The following is an 18269-nucleotide window of genomic DNA, read 5'->3' on the forward strand; positions in this document are numbered from 1 at the left end:
CGGCAGCTGGCATAAGGACGAGTGGACTATACGGGAGTTGCGCGGATTGTAGCGGGAGAATGGCGGAGCAGCCCGCAGCCGGGAGCTTCTAAACCTGCTGCAGAGGCCATTGTTGATTGGCGGCGCCGAAGTGGTTCCGGGAAAATATAGCTTTCTTGCAGGTTCCATTCGTTGAATTTTCCGGCTCCGGCGCCGCAACCCGGTGCTGGGGACAGACAGGCCTACCATTACCGATGCGCTTGAGGGCTATTTTTACTAAGTTGGCGATGTTGCCTGTGCTCTGGCCGGAGCCCGGGCGGCCGGCCGCTGCCCAGCGCCCGGCCGCCGGCCGGCCCACCACGATACTTTTTGTAGGCAATAGCTTTTTTCACGGCAAATACCAGCCGGTGCTGGCCTACAACGCGGCCCGCGTCACCGACGAAAACTTTGGCCTGCCCGCCGGCCATCCGCGCTGCGAAACAACCACCGGCGAGCCCGTGGTGTGGGGCGGCATTCCGGGCATCTTTCAACAGTTCACCGAAGAAGCCGGGCTGAATTACGAGGTGCATTTTGAGGAAATCAACGCCAAGCCCCTGCAGTACCACCACGAGCACGCGCTGGCCATCATTCAGCAGCCGCGCTGGAACAAGGTGGTGCTGCAGGAATACAGCACCGGCCCGCTGCCCGCCCGCCACGGCGGCCACCCCGATAACTTCCGCGACTACGCCACCCGCCTGGAGCAGGCCGTGCACGCCGCCAACGACGAGGCCCGCGTGTACCTGCTGCAAACCTGGCCCCGGGCCGACCTGTGCTACCCACCCGGTACCCCATTTGCCGGCCTGCCCCTCGACTCGATGACCCAGGAGCTGCACACGGCCTACTATGGCCTGCTGCGCCACAATGCCGGCTTTGCCGGCGTGGCTCCGGCCGGCGATGCCTGGCTGCGCGCCGTGCAGGCCGGCGTGGCCCTGCCCAATCCCTACGCCCCCGAATCAGGCAAGCTCGACCTGTGGGCAGCCGACCATTACCATCCCAGCAACTGGGGGGCCTACCTCACGGCCTGCGTGCTGTTTGGCGAAATCACCGACCACGACCCGTGTGCCTTGGGCGGGGCCGAGCAGGCTGCCGCCACGCTGGGCATTGCCCCCGCCGAAGCCGTGGCCCTGCAGCGCATCGCCTGCGAGCAGATTCGGGCGGCCCGCCCCACTGCATTCACTGGCCCGGCCGGAAGCCGGCCCCGCAAGTCCAAAACCCGGCTCAAATCCTGACCGCTGGGCGTGCTAGCGCGCGCTTTCGTCGCCATCTACCGGGGCGCTCTGCTTGTGCACCTGGGCAGCCACCAGCGGGTCGGGCATCACCTTGCTCATGCCCACCTGCACATTATTCATCAAGCCGGAGATGATGCGGCTTTCGCCGGCCATCAGGGCTTTGTAGCCGTCTTTGGCCACGTCGGCGGGGTCGGCGCCGCTGCCGTCGGCCACGTTCTTGGCGCGGGTCATGTCGGCTTTTTCGAAGAAATCGGTTTTCGTCACGCCCGGCAGCAGGTTGGTGATGGTGACGTTGCTGTCTTTGTTTTCCTCCTGAATGGACTCGGCGAAGGAATTCACGAAGGCTTTGGTGCCGTGGTACACGGCTTGCAGCGGGCCGGGCAGCTCGCCCGCAATGCTGCCCACCAGCAAAATCTTACCCTCGCCGCGCGCCTTAAACTCTTGCAGATACAGCTTGGTAAACACCACGTAGGCCCCGATGTTGAGCTGGATAATGTCGAGCTCGCGGTTTACGTCGGTGGTGTCGAAGGTGCCGTACTGGCCCTGGCCGGCATCGTTCACCAGCACGTCAATTTGAGTGCCTTTGGCCTTGATTTCGTTGTAGACCTCAAACGGAGCGTCACGCTGGAACAGGTCCTTGGCAATGGTCGTGACTTCGATGCCAAACTGTTGTTTGAGCTCCGAAGCCGTCCGGCTCAGCTCGCCCTGGTCGCGGGCCACGATGACGAGGTTGTATTTGTCCTGCGCGAAGCAGTTGGCCAGCGCGCGGCCAATGCCGCTGGTGGCGCCGGTGATGAGGGCGGTTTGTTGGGTTGCCATTCGATGTGGAAAGGTTTGGTTGGACCGGAATCCTAACGCAGGCCCCTGACCCGGAGTTATTGTCGCGCTTACGGCTGGTTAAGCTGAAATCGCAATGTCCCAGCTCCCTCCCGGCACTACCGCAATGGTTATCTTTTCGCCGGGCTCGTGCTCGGCGGTTGGCACGCGTACCCGCACGCTGTTCGCGCCCAATTCGGCTTCGACCTCATAATAGCTGCCCAGAAACCGCACGGCCCGCACGGTGCCGGTCGCCCCGCTGCCGTGCATCGGCCCCAGCCGCAGCTGCTCGGGGCGCACCAGCAGCGCCGTGTTTTTGCCAAAGCGCCGGCCGGGCAGCAGCGCCCGCCGTTCGGCCCCGCGCACCAGGTTGTAGTCGCCAAACAGGGCGGCCGTGGCCTCGTCCACGGGCTGGTGGTAGAGCTGCCGGGGCGGGCCCTGCTGCACCAGCCGGCCCCGGTGCAGCACCAGAATTTCATCGGCCCAGGGCAGCACGTCGGTGGCATCGTGCGACACGAGCAGGCAGGTGATGCCCAGGCGCGTGCCCAGCTCCTCAATAATGCCCTGCAACAGGCGCTTGTGCGTGCGGTCCAGGTTCGAAAAGGGCTCATCGAGCAGCAGCAGGCGCGGGGCGCCCAGCAGCAGCCGGGCCAGCGCCACGCGCTGCTGCTCGCCGCCCGAGAGCTGGTCGGTGCGGCGCAGCATCAGGTGGTCGATGCGGCACAGCGTGTACACGGCCTGGGCTTCGGCCTGGGGGCGCTGGTTGGCGTAGCGCAGCACCTGCTCCACGCGCAGGGAGTGCGGCAGGTCGGACTTCTGTGAGAGGTAGGCCACGCCGGGGTGGCCGGGCACCAGCACCTCGTGCGGCCCGCGCACCCGGCTGCCGAGCGCGTGCACCGTGCCGGTGCTGGGCTGAATGAGGCCGGCCACGAGCTGCAGCAGCGTGCTTTTGCCGGCCCCGCTTTCGCCGGCCAGCGCCAGCTTCTGCCCCGCTTTTTGGGTGAAGCTGATGGGCTGGAGCGCGGTGAAGCCGTTTTCGGTGAGGCTGAGGTTGGTGACGGTGAGGATGTCCATTCGCCGGCAAAGAAAGGGCCTGGCCGCTCGTTGCTGGCGCGCGTCTGCGACGCGTGCCGACTGGCGGCGAGCCTGTGGCTCGGGCGTTGGGCCGCTGGATAAGCCTTGCCGCAAGTCGTTCGAACCCGAGCCGCAGGCTCGAACCCAGCCGGCACGCGTCGCAGACGCGCGCCAGCAGCAACATCGTCATTTTGCCGCGCAGCGTCTGTAAACCGATTCGCGGCCTATGACAAGGGATTCGGAGCGTCTGACAAAGGCTTGTCGGCCTCAGCAACGGGTTGGCAGCGTCTGACAACCGATTTGCGGCTTCTGACTACGGCTATGCAGTACCTGACAACGGGCTCGTGGCCTCTGACAAGGGATTTACGGGGTGTGACGGCAGCTTCGCAGCGGCTTACGAAGCGAGCAGGAGTTGCTTGCCGGGCTTTTCGTGGGGGTAGTTGGCGATGATGTCGCGCAGGATGGCCATGTCGTGGGGGCAGGCCTGGGCGAAGACTTGCCAGTGCTGCAACACCACGGTATCCGGCATTTCGACCACGGCGATGATGGCATCCCAGAAAGCGTCCCAGTTCTCGCCGTACCAGTCCGGAAAGCCCAGCTGGCTTTTCATCGTCTGGTGAAAAGCGGCTTTGGTGTCGATGCCGGTGAGGTCAATGGTCATTTCAATGAGAAAAACTAAAACCCTTTTTGAGGGAGCTTTGGCAATTGAAATACATTGCTGCTGAGTTTCTTTTCTTGAATACTTATGGCAGTGTATGTAAGAGAGAAATTAGCTCCATTATAAACGTATTTCAAGTAAGGTGATTTGGCCTTTTCGTAATACACATTGAAATAGCCAAACTTATGGTTCTTGAAATTACTAGGGTCTATATAAATGGATGAATCAAACCAATATTGGTTTTGCGTTGTGCCTAAGTTATTGGTTAACAAGCGGCATTTATGGCTTAGGATAACTGCCGTTCCTGTTGTAATTGTCGAACTTACAAGCTGCCGTTTCTCCTCGGTACAATTCGTTATGAATAAGGTGTCAATATCGTTTCGCAGAGCATATTGCTTGTTCGTTGAACCCAAATAAAACACTTCTTTTAAATCCAGTCCACTATACGACATTCGGTATTTGTTGCCCTGTATTGATAGTGCCATTTGCTTACCATACAATTTCTGCAGGTTCTCCGTGGAAATATTAGGCGTCTTTGATTGCGCGTCAATCCGATACACTATGGTGCCTTCGAACGATTGTTTCTCTTGTGGCTTGAAGGAACTGATAGTAATTCCTGCGAGCAAGAAGGCAGAAGCGAAGTATGCTTTCATAGTGTGACCAACAGAGTTGTGATATTCTTCGAGAAGCAACTAAGATATAGCGGTTTATTCTCACGAAGCCGTATCCAGCACGTCGTCCCCGTCATCGGCCATGGTCTTAGCCAGCTTCTCGATATTTAAGCTGCGGGCCGAGGCGTCGAATATTTCGCGGTAGGTGCCGCGCATGTCGTAGAGCTCGTCGTGGGTGCCGCTTTCCACCATATGGCCTTTTTTCATGACGTAGATGCAGTCCGAATCCACGATTTGGGCGAGGCTGTGGGAGATGATGACCACCGTGCGGCCCTGCTTGATGGCGTCGAGCGAGTTTTTGATTTGCTCGGTGGCGATGGCGTCGAGGCTGGCAGTGGGCTCGTCGAGGAAGATGATGGGCGGGTTTTTGAGGAAGAGCCGGGCGATGGCGATGCGCTGCTGCTGGCCGCCGCTGAGCTGCTGGGCATCGGACTCGTACTGGCGCGGCAGGTCCAGAATCTGGTCGTGCAGGTAGGCCTGCTTGGCGGCTGCTTCAATCTGAGCCTGGGTGGCGGTGAAGTCGCCGTAGCGGATGTTTTCTTCGATGGTGCCCTTGAAAATGTGGTTTTTCTGGAGCACCAGGCCGATTTCCTGGCGCAGGGCGAAGGTGTCGTACTGGGCCAGCGGGTGGCCGTCGAGGAGGATTTCGCCGCTGTCGGGGCGGTAGAACTGGCAGAGCAGGTTGATGATGGTGCTTTTGCCCGCCCCGCTGAGGCCCACCAGCGCAGTAGTTTTGCCGGCCTGAATGGTGAGGCTCACGTCGTGCAGGGCGGCCGTGCCGCTGGGGTAGGTGAAGTTGACGTTGCGCAGCTCGAACTGGCCGCGCAGGTTGTCGCCGGGTTCGAGCGGGCCGGGGCGCTCGCGCTGGTCGTCGGCGTCGAGGATGGCGAAGAAGCCTTCGGAGTAGGTGAGGGCCTCGTTCATTTCGTCGTAGATGCGGTGGAGCTGCCGGATGGGCGCCGACACGTTGTTGAACAGCAAAATGTGGAACATGATGGCCCCGATGGAAATCTGGCGGCCGAGCACGAGGTAGGCCGTGAGCACGATGATGGCCACCACGCCAATCTGCTCGACGAAGGTTTTGAGGCCGTCGAAGCGGAAGTTGGTTTTGCGGGTCAGGAGCTGGGCGCCTTCGAGTCGGCTCTGCACGGCCGCCTGCTTGCGGCCCTCGTAGGGCTCGCGCACGAAACTTTTGATAACCACAATGCTGTCGATGATGCTGATGAGGCCGTGGTTTTTCTCCTCGCGCAGGCGCTGGAGGCAGCGCCGCACGCCCTGCAATTTCGCGGCCTGCGCGTAGCTGAGCCAGAAATACACCGGCAATACCGCCAGCGCCACCAGCCCCACCCACTTGTTGTTGAGGAAAATGACCACCAGCGCCACAATGGCGTTGGCGAAGAGCGGCATGATGTCGATGAAGAAGTTTTGCACCAGCTTCATGAGGCTCTCCACACCCCGGTCGATGCGGGTTTGGAGCTTGCCGGTCTGGTTGCCATCGTCGGAGAAAAAGCCGAGCTGGTAGCTCAGAATCTTGCTCACGGCCGTCTGGGCCAGCACGCCGGAAATCTGGATGCGGATTTTCTCGCCGTAGTATTTCTGCCCGAACTGGATGAAGGTGTTGATGATTTCCTTGCCTAGCAACAGCCCGCTCACCCAGGCCAGCAGCGTCCAGCCCTCGGCCAGGCCCTGGCCCTTGTCGAGCATGCCTTGCACGGTATCAACCGTGTAGCGCAGCACAAAGGGGTTGACCTGCGCGGCCAGCGAGCCCACCAGCGTGAGCAGCAGCGTAGCAATCACCAGGCGGCGGTAGGGCCGCACAAAAGGCAGCAGGCGTTGGATAATATGCCAGAGGCTCATCGGAAAGGCGTTTTGTAGGGGCGGGGGCAGGCCCCGCACTACAGTGGAGCCGGTTAGACGGGCGGGGCGGGGGTGGGGTTGTTGATTAAAAAAGAAGCTGGGCTACTTCTTCTTTATCCTTTATCACGCCCAGCCAATTCAAATTGGCTATTATTGGTCGTGTTACTTCGATTTCAAATTGTTTATGCCGCCGACCTTGCTCTATTCTAATTGACGCGAATACTTGGTCGTCACCTAGGAATCTGTAACTGCCAGAGAAATAGTAGCGGTAAATGCCAGCTGATATATTCTCAAAAGGCTGAAATGATAGCAGCTTTTTCAGCATCATGTAGCCAATCTCAGTTACGCTAAAGCGTAATTTAATGAATTCTCTTTTTAACTCAATTATAGCTTCGCATGAGTAAGAATTGGCAGCAACTTTCTGTGAGCCGATGATTTCAACCATGCCTTCACTATTATTTCTCATGTCGTAGCTTTAGGTTCCGGTATAGCATTTCTAAGATTATGCTCCGAAAGTAGCACCTGATGGGATTGTTCAGCCTACGAACCTTGCACGCATAAGTAGCGTTACACAACCACTCCGGCCGCTTATCTTTGGGGCAGGTAAAAAATAAGGGAGCCCGGCCCTGGGCCAAACTCCCTTACCAACTACCGGAGTAGAAGCGAAAGCAGTAGGGCCACCAGGGCCTTTCCGATTCCGCTAGCCGCTCCCAACAAAATAGCTTTGCCAGCCGCTTGTAGTAGTTTCATCGCGCGCTCCTTCTTCATTCTTGCTGGAAGTGAAGGGTTGTCAAATAACCCCCAACTTCTGAGGCCCCAACTGCTGCCAGGCGGTTTGGGGCCTCGTCTTTTTACAAAGAATCTCGGTAGGGCTGGGGGCGTACCCCCGCGCGACGCGGTAAAAGTAGCAACCAGTCGGCAGCGCGTCGCGGACGTGCGCCAGCTATTCGCCCTTAGCAGTCGAACCGGCCAGCAGCTCCGCCAGCGCGGCGGCTTCGGTTTCATAGGCTTCGGCTTGCAGGCGGAGCAAGTGATACTGGGCGGCGTGGCTGGGCTTGAAGCGGCGGGTGAAGCTGGGCAGCCACCGCCGCACGGAGGCCCCCGGGTCCTCCTCTTCCGGCAGGGGGGGGAGGAGGGCGGCGGCAGTTTCAAGGTCGGTGAGGATGGTGGGCAAGGCCTGCTGCCAGCGGCTGGCGTACACGGCGCGGGCCGTGAGCTTGCCGAGCTCGAGGCGCAAGCTGGCGGCTCGGTGCAGACACACTTTGCGGCGGAGCTCCAGCGGCGCGGCCTCGGGGGCGGGGGCCGTGGCGGGGAGCGGCTCGTGGTCGGGCACCAGCAGCGGCGGGGCCGGCAGGTGCCGGGTCAGGGGCAGTAGCCGGAGGCGCAGGGCCACGGTGAGGTCGCGGCGGCCGGCCTCGATGTGGCTGACAATGGCCCGGCTCACCTCCAGAAACAGGGCCAGTTCCTCCTGGCTGAGGCCAAAGTAGCGGCGCACGGCCCCAATCGGGCTTTCGGTGGAAATACGGCGGCGGGGCATAGGCAGGCGGAAGGATTTGTAGCGTTTTTCCAGAAAGTTACTAATAACGCTACACATCCGTAGCGTTATTAGTAACTTTCTGAAAAAACGCTACAAATATTCTGTTGCTTAGGGCTAAACTTGCGCCAACAGCGCAAAAAAAGACACCCCGGCCCACCGCAACCACGCGGCCCGCCGGGGTGCCTCTGCAACTGGCCGCAACCGGAATTACTTCCCGTACACGCCCGCCAGATAGGTTTTCAAATCCGTTGGCTTGCGGCCCAGCAGCTGCTCAAACGTGCCGCTGGCGGCATCAAATTCACCCTCCTTCATGGCCTTGCTCATGCCCAGCAGCAGGTTGATGAACGGCTCCGGCACCTGGTGCTCGCGCAGGCTGGCCGCAATTTCCTCGTCCGAAACGGGCGCGTATTCCACGGGTTGGCCGGTTACCTCGCTCAGGCCGGAGGCAATATCCTGGAAGGAATAAGCGGGGCCGGGTGCGATGTCGTAAATCTGATTGTCGTGGCCTTCGGAGGTCAGCACGTTGGCCAGGGCCTGGGCAATTTCTTCGCGCAGGGCGTAGCTCACCTTGCCATCGCCGGCCGAGGAGTAGAGCTTGCCGCTGGGCAGCGTGCCTTCGCCCACCAGCATCGGGATGATGTCGAGGTAGAGCGTGTTGCGGAAAATAGTGTAGGCGAGGCCCGAGGATTTCAGGTATTCCTCGGTAGCAAAGTGGCTGGGCGAGGCACCGAAAGCTGATTCCGGCGACGGATTCACCACGCTGGTGTAGATGAGGTGGCGCACGCCGGCCTGCTTGGCGGCGTCAATCACGTTCTTGTGCTCGCGCAGCCGGGCTTCGTATTCCAGCTCACTGGTGGAAATGAGCAGTACCGTTTCAACGCCCTGGAAGGCGGTGAGCAGCGCGGCCGGGTCGTTGTAGTCGCCCTGGCGCACGGCCACGCCTTGCGGGAGCGTGTTGGCGGCTTTCTGCGGGTCGCGCACAACGGCCACGATTTCGGAAGGGGCAATTTGGGCCGCGAGGGCTTTGATGGTGGCGAGGCCGAGGTGGCCGGTGGCGCCGGTGATGGCAATCATACAGTTGGAGGTTTAAGGACCAATGGTTACTTTTGGTAACTCAAAGGTATTCGGCTCTTCTGCCCCGGCGCAAGAAGGCATTTATTTCTGCTTAAGGCACATGGAGGTAACTACTGCTGACAATCAGCCCACTAAAATTCAGGCGGCGGCCAGGAAAATCATTACTGTGCCCGCCGATGGCTTCGGCCTGTGCCCGGTGCGCGACATCCTGGACCGCATCGGCGACAAATGGTCGTTGCTGTCCATTCTGCACCTGGGCAGCACCGAGAGCCTGCGCTTCAACGAGCTGCGCAAGCGCATCGACGGTATTTCGCAGCGCATGCTCACCGTCACGCTCCGCGCGCTGGAATCCGATGGGCTGGTGGCGCGCACCGTGTATGCGCAGGTGCCGCCGCGCGTGGAATACGAGCTCACGGAGCTGGGCCAGGGCCTGCTGGGGGCCGTTATTCAGCTGGGCAACTGGGCCGCCGCCCATGCGCCGGCCATTGCCGAAGCCCGGAAGCGGGTGGCAATGGCCGCGTAGCGCGTCGGGCGGCGGGCCTGCCGCCGGGCCGCCATGCCGGGCTGCGCTACGGCTGGGGAAACGCAAATGGAATAGGAATAATAACCAGCTTTATTATTCAATAAATAATGGCATAAGTGCTAACCAGCTCGGCCGCTAACGCGGCAAATGACAGTTAATCTGCTGCTTATTTCGAAAAAAGCGGAAAAATATCTCCGGCCTTTTACTAACTCATTTTCAGCCGTCCAGGTAGCGGATTGGTCGATTGGGGCGACGGAATGGGCGAGTAAAAACCCGCCCGATGTAATAATTCTGCGGTTTGTGGAGTTAGTAATGCAGTAGCAAGCCGCTACCGATGGCGAAAACCGCCGTTCGAAACGTGCCACCATTCACACCTTTTTGTATGCTGCGTACCGCTTTGTTGTTCTTCCTCCTGCTGGGTTTTGCGAGTGCCGAAACCTACGCCGCTTCGGCAGCGGCTGCTACGTCGCGGCCCATTCACCGGCGCAAGCCCATGGCCGGCAACTACGTGCCGGTGTACCGCTACTACCGGGGCCACAGCAGCCAGAAGTCGGGCTTCTTCGGCCTGTTCAAGCACAAGCCCACGGCGCGGCGCAGCGCCACGCCCCACACTAGGAGCCGGGCGCACCGCACGCTGTAAGGCAGCAGGTGGTTTCCTTTGTCGCACAAGCGGCTACTCCTGAGGCAGGGGTAGCCGCTTTTTTTGTGGCAGAAACCCGCCAGTGGCATGTAGCAACGCGGCACTTCGCGTCCCGTCATCTGCCCCGTGTGTTAAAGCTGCACGGTTGCAACGCACCCATTTCACCGGCCGTAAAGTGGCGGACCCTCGCCACCGCTCCATGGAAAACCACCTGCCCCCGCCTTCCGCAGCCATCGGCGAGCCACGCAGCCGCGTCGATGGGCGCCTGAAAGTGACCGGCCAGGCCCGCTACGCCGCCGAGCACGCGGTGCCCAACTGTGTGCACGGCGTGCTGGTAACCAGTGATATTGCCAGGGGCCGCATCAAGTGGCTGGACACTGCCGCGGCCGAACAAGCCCCCGGCGTGCTGGCCATCGTCTCACACCTGAACGCGCCCAAAGCCCCCGGCTACCAAAGCCCCCAAACCAATAAAAACCCTCGGGTGGAAGGCCAGGAATTCCGGGTTTTTTACGACGACCAGGTTCAGTTCAGCAACCAGCCCGTGGCCCTGGCCGTGGCCGAAACGCTGGAGCAGGCGCACTACGCCGCGTCATTGGTTCGGGTGGAGTATGAGGTGGCCGCGCACAAAACCAACCTGGCCCGGCATCTTGCCCGAAACGTAGCACCCAGGCAGGAAGCCAGCTACCTGCGTGGCCAGCCCGATGCCTACAAAACGGCCCCGGTGCGCGTGGAGCAGGAATACCGCACGCCCATGCAGGTGCACAACCCGATGGAAATGCATGCCGCCGTTGCGCTGTGGGAAGGCGAAAAGCTAACGGTTTACAACAAAACCCAGGGCCCGAAGCTGGCGCAGGGCGACCTGATGCGCATGTGGCAGCTGCCAGCCGACAGTGTGCAGGTGCATTCGCCGTTCGTGGGCGGGGCGTTTGGGGGCTCGTCGCGCATCTGGCCGCCCGAGATGGCCGCCATCATCGCCGCCAGGAAGCTGGGCCGGCCGGTGAAAGTGATGGGCCGCCGCGACCACGAGTACAACATGGTGGGCTACCGGCCGCAGTCCATTCAGAAAATCGGCATCGGGGCCACGGCCGATGGCACGCTGGTCGGCATCACGCACCAGGCTTACGGCAGCACCTCGCAGCACGAGCAGTTTGCCGAGCGCATCGTGCACCCCACCAAAACGGCCTACGCGGTGCCCAACCTCAACATCAGCTACCGCCTCGTGCCCCTCGACCTGAGCACGCCCTGCTGGACGCGCGGCCCCGGCGAAACCAGCGGCTCTTTTGCCCTGGAAAGCGCGATGGACGAGCTGGCCGTGGCTCTGAACATGGACCCGCTGGCCCTGCGCCTGAAAAACTACGCCGCCCGCGACCCCGAAAACGACAAGCCCTGGAGCAGCAAGCACCTGCGCGAATGCTACGAGCGCGGCGCCACGCTGTTCGGCTGGCACAAGCGCACCGCCGCGCCCGGCTCCATGCGCACCCCCGACGGCCACCTGCTGGGCTGGGGCATGGCCACCGGCATCTACAAAGCCGAGCGCAGCGCCGCCACGGCCCGCGCCCGCCTGCTGCCCGACGGCACCCTGCTGGTGCAAAGCGCCACTGCCGACACCGGCCCCGGCACCGCCACCATCATGACCCAGATTGCGGCCGATGCCAGCGGCGTGCCGGCCGCCAGCATTCGCTTCGAGCTGGGCGACTCATCATTGCCGGAAGCGCCGCTGCAGGCGGGTTCGCATACGGCTACGTCGGTGGGCTCGGCGGTGCATGAGGTGTGCGCGGCACTGAAAAAACAGCTGCTCGACCTGGCCGTTCGACTACCCGGCAGCCCGCTGGGCAAAACCGGGCCGGAAGACCTGACCACCGAAAACGGCTTTGTGGTATCGACGCGCAGGAAGGGGCGACGCCTGAGCTACGGCGAGGTGCTGAAGCAGCACCAGCTGCCCGCGCTGGAAACGACGCAGAAAGCCGATAAGTCGCCGGAGATGGAGAGCTATTCCGGCAAGTCCTTCTGTGCCAGCTTTGTGGAAGTGGAGGTGCACCCGCTCACCCGCGCCGTGCGCGTGAGCCGCGTGGTGTCGGTGGTGGATGCGGGCACCGTGCTCAACGCCAAAACGGCCCGCAGCCAGGTGCTGGGCTCGGTGGTGTGGGGCATCGGCATTGCGCTGATGGAAAGTGCGCAAATCGACCACCGCTACGGCCGCATCCTGAACCACGACCTGGCCGAATACCACGTCCCCGTCAGCGCCGACGTGCCCGAAGTCGAAGTCGAATTCATCAACCAGCCCGATTATCTGCTCGACCCCGTGGGCGCCAAAGGGTTGGGCGAAATCGGTTTGGTCGGTTTCCCGGCGGCGGTGGCCAATGCCGTGTATCACGCCACCGGCCGCCGCGTGCGCGAGCTGCCCATCACGCCGGACAAGCTGACGGGGCCAATGGCAGCAGCTGGTTAAGCCAGCCCATTGCCTGCAAACGCAAAAAGCCCCGGCCGAATGGCCAGAGCTTTTGCTTTCCGATTGAGCGGCAGGTGGTTAGTTCTCGGCTTTGGTCTTTACGCCATCTGCCTTCACTTTCACCTTGTCTTCCTTGGCTTTGATTTTATCGCCGTCCTTGGTTTTGGCTTTCATCTTGTCGATGTTGGCATCAGGACCGGGGCCGCCCATGCCGGGGCCACCGCCGCGGTTCATGCGGTTGGCCTGCATGCTGGTGTACTTGGTGTACTGGTCGGCGGTCAGCACTTCTTTGTATTGCGCGTCGTATTTGGCGCGGCTGGCCTGCATTTGCTCGCGCATCTTGTCGCGGTCGCCGCCGGCCTGGCCGCGCATGGCCTGCATTTCCTGGGCGCGGGCGGTCTGAATTTGCTGCACCTTGGCGGCCTGGTCGGCGTTCAGGCCCAGCTCCTGGGTCATGCGCTCGGTCTGGCGCTTGGCCATCTCTTCGGGGTTGCCTTGCATGCGGCCGTAGCCGCCGCCCGGCATCCCGCCCTCAGGCGCCTGGGCCGCAGCCGTTCCGATGGTGAGGGCAAAAGCGGCCAGCAGGGTCAAAAAAGAAGCTTTCATTGAGTTGGATGGGAAAAGTGAGAAAATGGGAGCCTAAAGTCCCGGGACTCAGGCGATGAGCCCCGGGGAGCATACGTTAGTGGCGGTCATTCCGATGAGCTTCTTCCCAACGGGCGCGCTCCTGGGGCGTCACCTTGTGGTTTTTGTCGAAGCCGTAATTGAAGTCTTTGTCTTTGCGCTCGTCTTTGCGAGCGTCTTTCATGTCTTCCCGGCGGTCCTTGCGCTCGTCTTTGCGCTCATTTTTGTAGTCTTTGCGGTCGTCCCTGAGGTCATTTTTGTGGGCCTCTTCCCAGCGCTTGCGCTCGTCCGGCGTCACTTTATGGTTTTTGTCGAAGCCGTAGTTGAAATCCCTGCTGTTGCGGTCGTTGAACCGGTCGTTGGGGTTTTGCTGCTCGGTGCGGAGCTCGGGGCCCGGCAAGGCAGGCGTGGCGGCCGATGCGCTGGCCGTCAGCAGGCTAGCGGCAGCAAGGATGGAGAAAAGGGCGGTTTTCATAGCGCTTTTGGGGTGAAGGGTACTGAAAATTGGGGGGATGGCTGGCGGCTGCTCGTTTCAGCAAATCAAAGCGTGCCGGTCAGCCAGCATGAGTGCAAACCTGCTACCGAAAGCAGGTGCTGAAAAGGAAGGTGGACCGAGACAGGCGAATCATCGACCAAACCCAACAAGTAGTGGATGAGTGGCCCGGAGCCAGGGGGGCCGGGCCTTATTGCCCGGCTCCCGGTGGCATTAGCGGTGGCCGTCGTAGCGGTGGGCGGCTTCCCAGCGCGCACGCTCCTGGGCCGTTACCCGGTGGCCTTTGTCGAAGCCGTAGTTGAAATCGCGGCTGTTGCGGTCGTCGAACCGGTCGTCGCGGCGGTCGTCGCGGCGGTCATTGCGGTATGCAGCTTCCCAGCGGGCGCGTTCCTGGGGCGTCACGCGGTGGCGCTTGTCGAAGCCGTAGTTGAAATCCTTATCGTTGCGGTCATTCAGCCGGTCGTAGGGGTTGCGGTTATCGAGCGGAAAAGCAGCCGGAGCAGCGGCCATCGAAGGCGTGGAGACGAACAGCGTAGCAGCGGCGAGGATGGAAAACAAAGTGGTTTTCATGGTTTCTGAAGCAGTGAAGTGAGGGGAGAGAAAAACGGTTGGAGCCTGACGGCTGCAGGCAGCGGGCTCCGGCTGTGGGAATCGAATCGTCCTGCCAAGGTATTTGCAAAGCATCGGCCACAACTGGCCCGGAAATAAAAAGGTGGACGGGCCAGCCGGAAATCCCGACCAGCCCGCCCACTTTCCGGACTTATTGCCTCTAATGACCGGTTGGCCCGGCATCATTTCTTATTCCACCAGCCCCAGCGTGCGGGTCAGGCCGTTCTTCGGAATGCTGAACCGGAGGCTGTGGTCGCGTTTTTCCGACCGCTCCTTGCGCCGGTCCAGCAGGGCCTGCACCTTGTCCTTGCCGTCATCATCGCGCGAGAACAGCACGCTGGCCACATCCGACACCAGCGACACGGCCCGGGGCACCGGCACGCTCACCTGCTGGTAGTCAGGGTCGCGAGGCGGCGGGCTCGTCGTTTGCGCCCGGCCGCTGACGGCTTTGAGCAGCAGCGCAACCAGCAAAACGGATACTTTTTTAGCAGACATGGGAAGCGGATGGACACTGCAAAGATGCCACCCAATGCCGCTCGGTTGTCTGGCTATCCCAGTTTTTCCTTGAAAAGGCGCAGCGTGCGCTCCCAGGCCAGCCTGGCGGCTTCGGCGTTGTAGCGGGCCGGCGAGGTGTCGTTGTTGAACGCGTGGTTCACGCCTTCGTACACGTACAGCTCGTACTTGGTGCCGGCCGCTTTCAGGGCCGCTTCGTAGGCCGGAATGCCGGCGTTGATGCGCTGGTCGAGGCCGCCGTAGTGCAGCATCACGGCGGCTTTGATTTTGGGTACGTCCTCGGCTTTGGGCTGCTGGCCGTAGTACGCCACGGCCGCGTCCAGCTTGGGGTCGTGCACGGCCAGCTGGTTGGCCAGGCCGCCGCCCCAGCAGAAGCCCACGGCCGCGGTGCGGCCGTTGCAGTCGGCCCGGCCGCGCAGGTAGGCGAGGGCCGCGAGGTAGTTGTTGAGGTTTTTGGTGGCATCGAGCTGGCCAATCAGCTCCCGGCCTTTGTCTTCATCGGCCGGCGTGCCACCTACTACCGACAGCGCATCGACACCCAGTGCCAGATAGCCGGCCTGCGCCACGCGCCGCGTTACATCCTTAATGTGCGGCGTGAGGCCCCGGTTTTCGTGAATGACCACCACGGCCCCGCGCTTTTTCCTGCTCTTCGGCTTGGCCAGGTAGCCGCGCACCGTGGCGCCATCGCCGGGCCAGCTCACGTCTTCGGTGTCCAGGTCGTCGGCTTCGGGCGCTACGGTGGCCGCCGCCGCATAGCCCGGCTCCAGCACCGACAGCGCCGTGAGGGCCAGGGCCGTGCCGCCGGCTAGCTTAATGAGCCGCTCCATAAACTCCTTACGGGTGAGCGGGGCGTGGGTGTATTCGTCGAAGAGGTTGATGATGCGCTGGTCCATGCGGCTAAAAGTAAGGGGGGTGAATCAGAAATTATTCGGCCTCCCGGTTCACCGTATCGGGGCTGAAGGCCGGCACGCAAATCGACCAGTACTCGCACTCTTCCCCAAACGGATTGGAGTAGCGCACCCGCGCCCCGCCCTTAATCAGCAGGGCCTGCCCGGCGTGCAGCTCCACCACGTCGCCGTCAATCTCAAACCGCTTCCGGCCGCGCACCACGATGGTGATTTCATCGAAGCTGGGCGTCTGGTGCGGTTCGCTCCAGTGCGGCGGGGCCACCATGTGGGCCAGGCTGTAGGCCGAGGTGCCGGTGCTGGCCCCGCCCACATGCTCTTCAATGAGCTTGCCGTCGGTGGTGGGTACAATGAAAGGGGAGGGGTTGAGGATATAGCGTTTTTCGCTCATGGGTTGGTGAGATTGGGAATAGGTTGCGTTAATGGGCCGTCACCCGGAATGAAACGCCGTTGAAAACGACGAAGCTGTTTAGAAAGGCTGATTTGCCCACACGTCTGTCATCCTGAGCGCAGCGAAGGATGACAGACGATTTTGACTTTCTAAACAGCTTCGACGTTTCTTCGGCTGGCAGGTGCTCTACGGCTTCAGCTTTTCTAACAGCTCAAAAAGCCGTGAATTATACTTCCAGACAAAAAAATACGGCGTCTGCACCGCCCCAAACCGCACCCGGATGCGCTCCACGCCCGGCAGCATGCTGCCCTCGAAATCGAAGCAATCGAGTCGCAGCACTTCGCTGGCGTAGCGAATGCACTCCCAGGCCAGCAGCACGCCCGCGCCGCTGGCCCGCAGGGCCGGGTCGTCGCCGGCCAGCAGGTAGTAGGCCGTGGTGGCATCCCAAATCAGGTACGCCACCGAATGCACCCGGCCCTGCTCATCCACGGCAAAGAACAGCTGCCGGGCCTGCCGGGCCACCAGCGCCGCATCGAGCCGCCGGAACTGCGCTTCGGAATACGGCGCGGGCAAGCCCTGCCGCGTGAAGCTGAGCTGGTTCACCTGGTAAAAGGTGCTCAGCGGCAGGTCGTGCGCCACGCGCACCTTCTGCCGGGCCAGCCGAATGTCGCGCCGGATGCCGGTGCTCAGGCCCGCCTCTACCTCTGCCAGGCGGCGCAGCCGGTGCAGGCGGTAGGTGTAGAAAGTAGTCTGCCGGAATTTCCCCCAGTAGAATGGCAGCCAGTTGGTGGCCGTGGGGTAGAAATTCTGCTTGAAGGCTGCAAACTCCGGCAGCTGCGCCAGCAGCAGCTGCAGCAGCTCGTGCTCCTTCGGCAGCCGGCCCCGGAACTCGGGCAGCACGTACGGCCCCAGCCATTTCAGGAAGAGCGGCATCGTGACGTAGCGAAACGGGCCTTTCTGCTTGTAGAAATACGGCAGTGCCGCCACTACCCGGCCTTTTTCCTCGGCCAGCACCACGTCCCAGCTGCCGCCTTCGGCGCAGGCATCTAGGTACCACGGTTGGGCAAATACCGGCACATCGGGCGCGGCGCGGCAGAAGTCGTGGTAGCGGGCTTTGGCCGACATGGCGGGGGTTACTTGCCGCCCGTGCAGGGGCCGGGCGTGGTGCGGCGCACGCCGGCGTTGGCGGCGGCGCAGGGGTTGGCGTAGGTCATGCCGTCGCAGCCGCACACGGGGTTGTATTCCATGGTGCAGATGCCCTGCGGGTTGATTTTGCTGGGGTCGATGCAGTCGGTAGTGGCCGTGGGCACGGCGTGGCGCTGGCAGGCACCGGCCAGCAGCAGGGCTGCGCCCAGAATCCAGGATGCTTTCATGTAGAGCCGGGGTGGGTGAAGGGCGAATCTACGCCGACCAGCTTAAATAGCCTTCACCATAGAAACCCCGGAAGGCCGGGATATAGCCGATTACGGAAAATTTACCCGCAAGCTCAACCCCTGGCAGTGCCTGCCGTATAGTCAGCCAGAACAACCGCCGCCCAGACACCCTGCCGGGTGCTAATCTGGCCCGGCGCTCCCTCTAGCCAATCTTTCAACACCCTTTCACCCTTCATTACCCCATTACCATGTCGTACCACGAAGAAGACAACAACGCCGGTAAAATTCTCCTCGCTGCTCTCGCCGGTGCCGGCGCGGGCATCATTGCCGGCATCCTGTTGGCCCCGGACAAAGGCTCGGCCACCCGCGAAAACTGGAAAGGCGCTGCCACCAAATACAGCAGCCAGCTCGGCGAGCAGGCCACGAAGCTGGGTTCGGACCTCGAAGCTAAATTCAAAGAATACGCCGGCAAGCTCGAAGACCTCGGCGTGACCCTGCCCGGCAGCAGCCTGAAACTGAAAGGCAGCTGGGACGAAATCAAAGGCAAGCTGAAGCAGCAGTACGCGCAACTCACCGACGAAGACCTGACCTACACCGAAGGCAAAGGCGACGAGCTGGTGGGCAAGCTGCAGGACAAGCTTGGCAAAGGCAAAGCCGAAATCACCAAGATGCTGAACGATTTGTAAGCCGGCTTTGACCTGATTACAGAACAGCCCCGCACCTGATGGTGCGGGGCTTTTTCGTGCCCCAACCACAAGGGCGGTTTCACCGTTATCGAATAGTTACATTCCTCCATTTTCCTGCAAAGCCCAACA

The 18269-nt window shown here is 61.6% G+C and carries 21 protein-coding genes; 5 read left to right on the forward strand and 16 right to left on the reverse strand.

Features of this window, described 5'->3' with window-relative positions; genetic code table 11:
- The first annotated feature begins 266 nt into the window (after window positions 1-266).
- Window positions 267-1247 (forward strand): hypothetical protein, encoded by a 981-nt coding sequence (locus tag ACYVHT_RS10435; RefSeq protein ID WP_460550863.1) that lies wholly within the window; start codon window positions 267-269, stop codon window positions 1245-1247.
- 12 nt (window positions 1248-1259) lie between these two features.
- Here the strand turns inward: ACYVHT_RS10435 and ACYVHT_RS10440 are convergent, their stop codons facing one another.
- The 8 genes from ACYVHT_RS10440 to ACYVHT_RS10475 all read right to left on the reverse strand — a co-directional run bounded on the left by ACYVHT_RS10440 (window position 1260) and on the right by ACYVHT_RS10475 (window position 8934).
- Window positions 1260-2066, reverse strand: coding sequence for an SDR family NAD(P)-dependent oxidoreductase (locus ACYVHT_RS10440; RefSeq protein WP_460550866.1), 807 nt, complete (start codon window positions 2064-2066; stop codon window positions 1260-1262).
- Window positions 2067-2144: 78 nt separating this feature from the next.
- Window positions 2145-3137 (reverse strand): ABC transporter ATP-binding protein, encoded by a 993-nt coding sequence (locus tag ACYVHT_RS10445; protein WP_460550869.1) that lies wholly within the window; start codon window positions 3135-3137, stop codon window positions 2145-2147.
- 394 nt (window positions 3138-3531) lie between these two features.
- Complete coding sequence (locus ACYVHT_RS10450; RefSeq protein WP_460550872.1) at window positions 3532-3798, reverse strand: barstar family protein; 267 nt, start codon at window positions 3796-3798, stop codon at window positions 3532-3534.
- Window positions 3799-3812: 14 nt separating this feature from the next.
- Complete coding sequence (locus ACYVHT_RS10455) at window positions 3813-4448, reverse strand: hypothetical protein (RefSeq protein ID WP_460550875.1); 636 nt, start codon at window positions 4446-4448, stop codon at window positions 3813-3815.
- Between the two features lie 60 nt (window positions 4449-4508).
- A complete protein-coding gene (locus ACYVHT_RS10460) occupies window positions 4509-6323 on the reverse strand; it encodes an ABC transporter ATP-binding protein (protein WP_460550878.1) in 1815 nt (604 codons plus the stop codon).
- Between the two features lie 85 nt (window positions 6324-6408).
- Window positions 6409-6768: a hypothetical protein gene (locus tag ACYVHT_RS10465; protein ID WP_460550881.1), complete on the reverse strand. Its 360-nt coding sequence runs from the start codon at window positions 6766-6768 to the stop codon at window positions 6409-6411.
- Window positions 6769-7266: 498 nt separating this feature from the next.
- Complete coding sequence (locus ACYVHT_RS10470; RefSeq protein WP_460550884.1) at window positions 7267-7860, reverse strand: helix-turn-helix transcriptional regulator; 594 nt, start codon at window positions 7858-7860, stop codon at window positions 7267-7269.
- 207 nt (window positions 7861-8067) lie between these two features.
- Window positions 8068-8934, reverse strand: a complete 867-nt coding sequence (locus ACYVHT_RS10475; RefSeq protein ID WP_460550887.1) for an SDR family oxidoreductase — start codon at window positions 8932-8934, stop codon at window positions 8068-8070.
- Between the two features lie 100 nt (window positions 8935-9034).
- On the opposite strand from ACYVHT_RS10475, the gene ACYVHT_RS10480 reads away from it, so the two are divergent.
- The 3 genes from ACYVHT_RS10480 (at window position 9035) to ACYVHT_RS10490 (ending at window position 12546) form a co-directional block, all read left to right on the forward strand.
- Window positions 9035-9457: a winged helix-turn-helix transcriptional regulator gene (locus tag ACYVHT_RS10480; RefSeq protein WP_460550890.1), complete on the forward strand. Its 423-nt coding sequence runs from the start codon at window positions 9035-9037 to the stop codon at window positions 9455-9457.
- A 382-nt stretch (window positions 9458-9839) separates the two neighbouring features.
- Complete coding sequence (locus tag ACYVHT_RS10485) at window positions 9840-10097, forward strand: hypothetical protein (protein ID WP_460550893.1); 258 nt, start codon at window positions 9840-9842, stop codon at window positions 10095-10097.
- A 199-nt stretch (window positions 10098-10296) separates the two neighbouring features.
- A complete protein-coding gene (locus ACYVHT_RS10490; protein WP_460550896.1) occupies window positions 10297-12546 on the forward strand; it encodes a xanthine dehydrogenase family protein molybdopterin-binding subunit in 2250 nt (749 codons plus the stop codon).
- Between the two features lie 78 nt (window positions 12547-12624).
- Here ACYVHT_RS10490 and ACYVHT_RS10495 read toward each other — a convergent pair whose 3' ends face one another.
- From ACYVHT_RS10495 to ACYVHT_RS10530, 8 genes are all read right to left on the reverse strand, one after another.
- Window positions 12625-13152: a periplasmic heavy metal sensor gene (locus ACYVHT_RS10495; RefSeq protein ID WP_460550899.1), complete on the reverse strand. Its 528-nt coding sequence runs from the start codon at window positions 13150-13152 to the stop codon at window positions 12625-12627.
- A gap of 76 nt (window positions 13153-13228) precedes the next feature.
- On the reverse strand, window positions 13229-13645 hold the full coding sequence (locus ACYVHT_RS10500; RefSeq protein ID WP_460550902.1) for a hypothetical protein: 417 nt from the start codon (window positions 13643-13645) through the stop codon (window positions 13229-13231).
- Between the two features lie 231 nt (window positions 13646-13876).
- Window positions 13877-14233 carry a hypothetical protein gene (locus ACYVHT_RS10505; protein ID WP_460550905.1) on the reverse strand — a complete coding sequence of 119 codons (357 nt, stop codon included), beginning with the start codon at window positions 14231-14233 and terminating at the stop codon, window positions 13877-13879.
- 228 nt (window positions 14234-14461) lie between these two features.
- Window positions 14462-14767: a hypothetical protein gene (locus tag ACYVHT_RS10510; RefSeq protein WP_460550908.1), complete on the reverse strand. Its 306-nt coding sequence runs from the start codon at window positions 14765-14767 to the stop codon at window positions 14462-14464.
- 53 nt (window positions 14768-14820) lie between these two features.
- Window positions 14821-15678 carry a dienelactone hydrolase family protein gene (locus tag ACYVHT_RS10515; RefSeq protein WP_460550911.1) on the reverse strand — a complete coding sequence of 286 codons (858 nt, stop codon included), beginning with the start codon at window positions 15676-15678 and terminating at the stop codon, window positions 14821-14823.
- 31 nt (window positions 15679-15709) lie between these two features.
- Complete coding sequence (locus ACYVHT_RS10520) at window positions 15710-16081, reverse strand: cupin domain-containing protein (protein WP_460550914.1); 372 nt, start codon at window positions 16079-16081, stop codon at window positions 15710-15712.
- 186 nt (window positions 16082-16267) lie between these two features.
- Window positions 16268-17206 carry a GNAT family N-acetyltransferase gene (locus ACYVHT_RS10525; protein ID WP_460550917.1) on the reverse strand — a complete coding sequence of 313 codons (939 nt, stop codon included), beginning with the start codon at window positions 17204-17206 and terminating at the stop codon, window positions 16268-16270.
- A gap of 8 nt (window positions 17207-17214) precedes the next feature.
- Window positions 17215-17454 (reverse strand): Kazal-type serine protease inhibitor family protein, encoded by a 240-nt coding sequence (locus ACYVHT_RS10530; protein ID WP_460550920.1) that lies wholly within the window; start codon window positions 17452-17454, stop codon window positions 17215-17217.
- 248 nt (window positions 17455-17702) lie between these two features.
- Here ACYVHT_RS10530 and ACYVHT_RS10535 point away from each other — a divergent pair, with 248 nt between their 5' ends.
- On the forward strand, window positions 17703-18140 hold the full coding sequence (locus ACYVHT_RS10535) for a CsbD family protein (protein ID WP_460550923.1): 438 nt from the start codon (window positions 17703-17705) through the stop codon (window positions 18138-18140).
- The last annotated feature ends 129 nt before the right edge of the window (window positions 18141-18269 follow it).

It is taken from the genome of Hymenobacter daeguensis, from assembly GCF_054780555.1.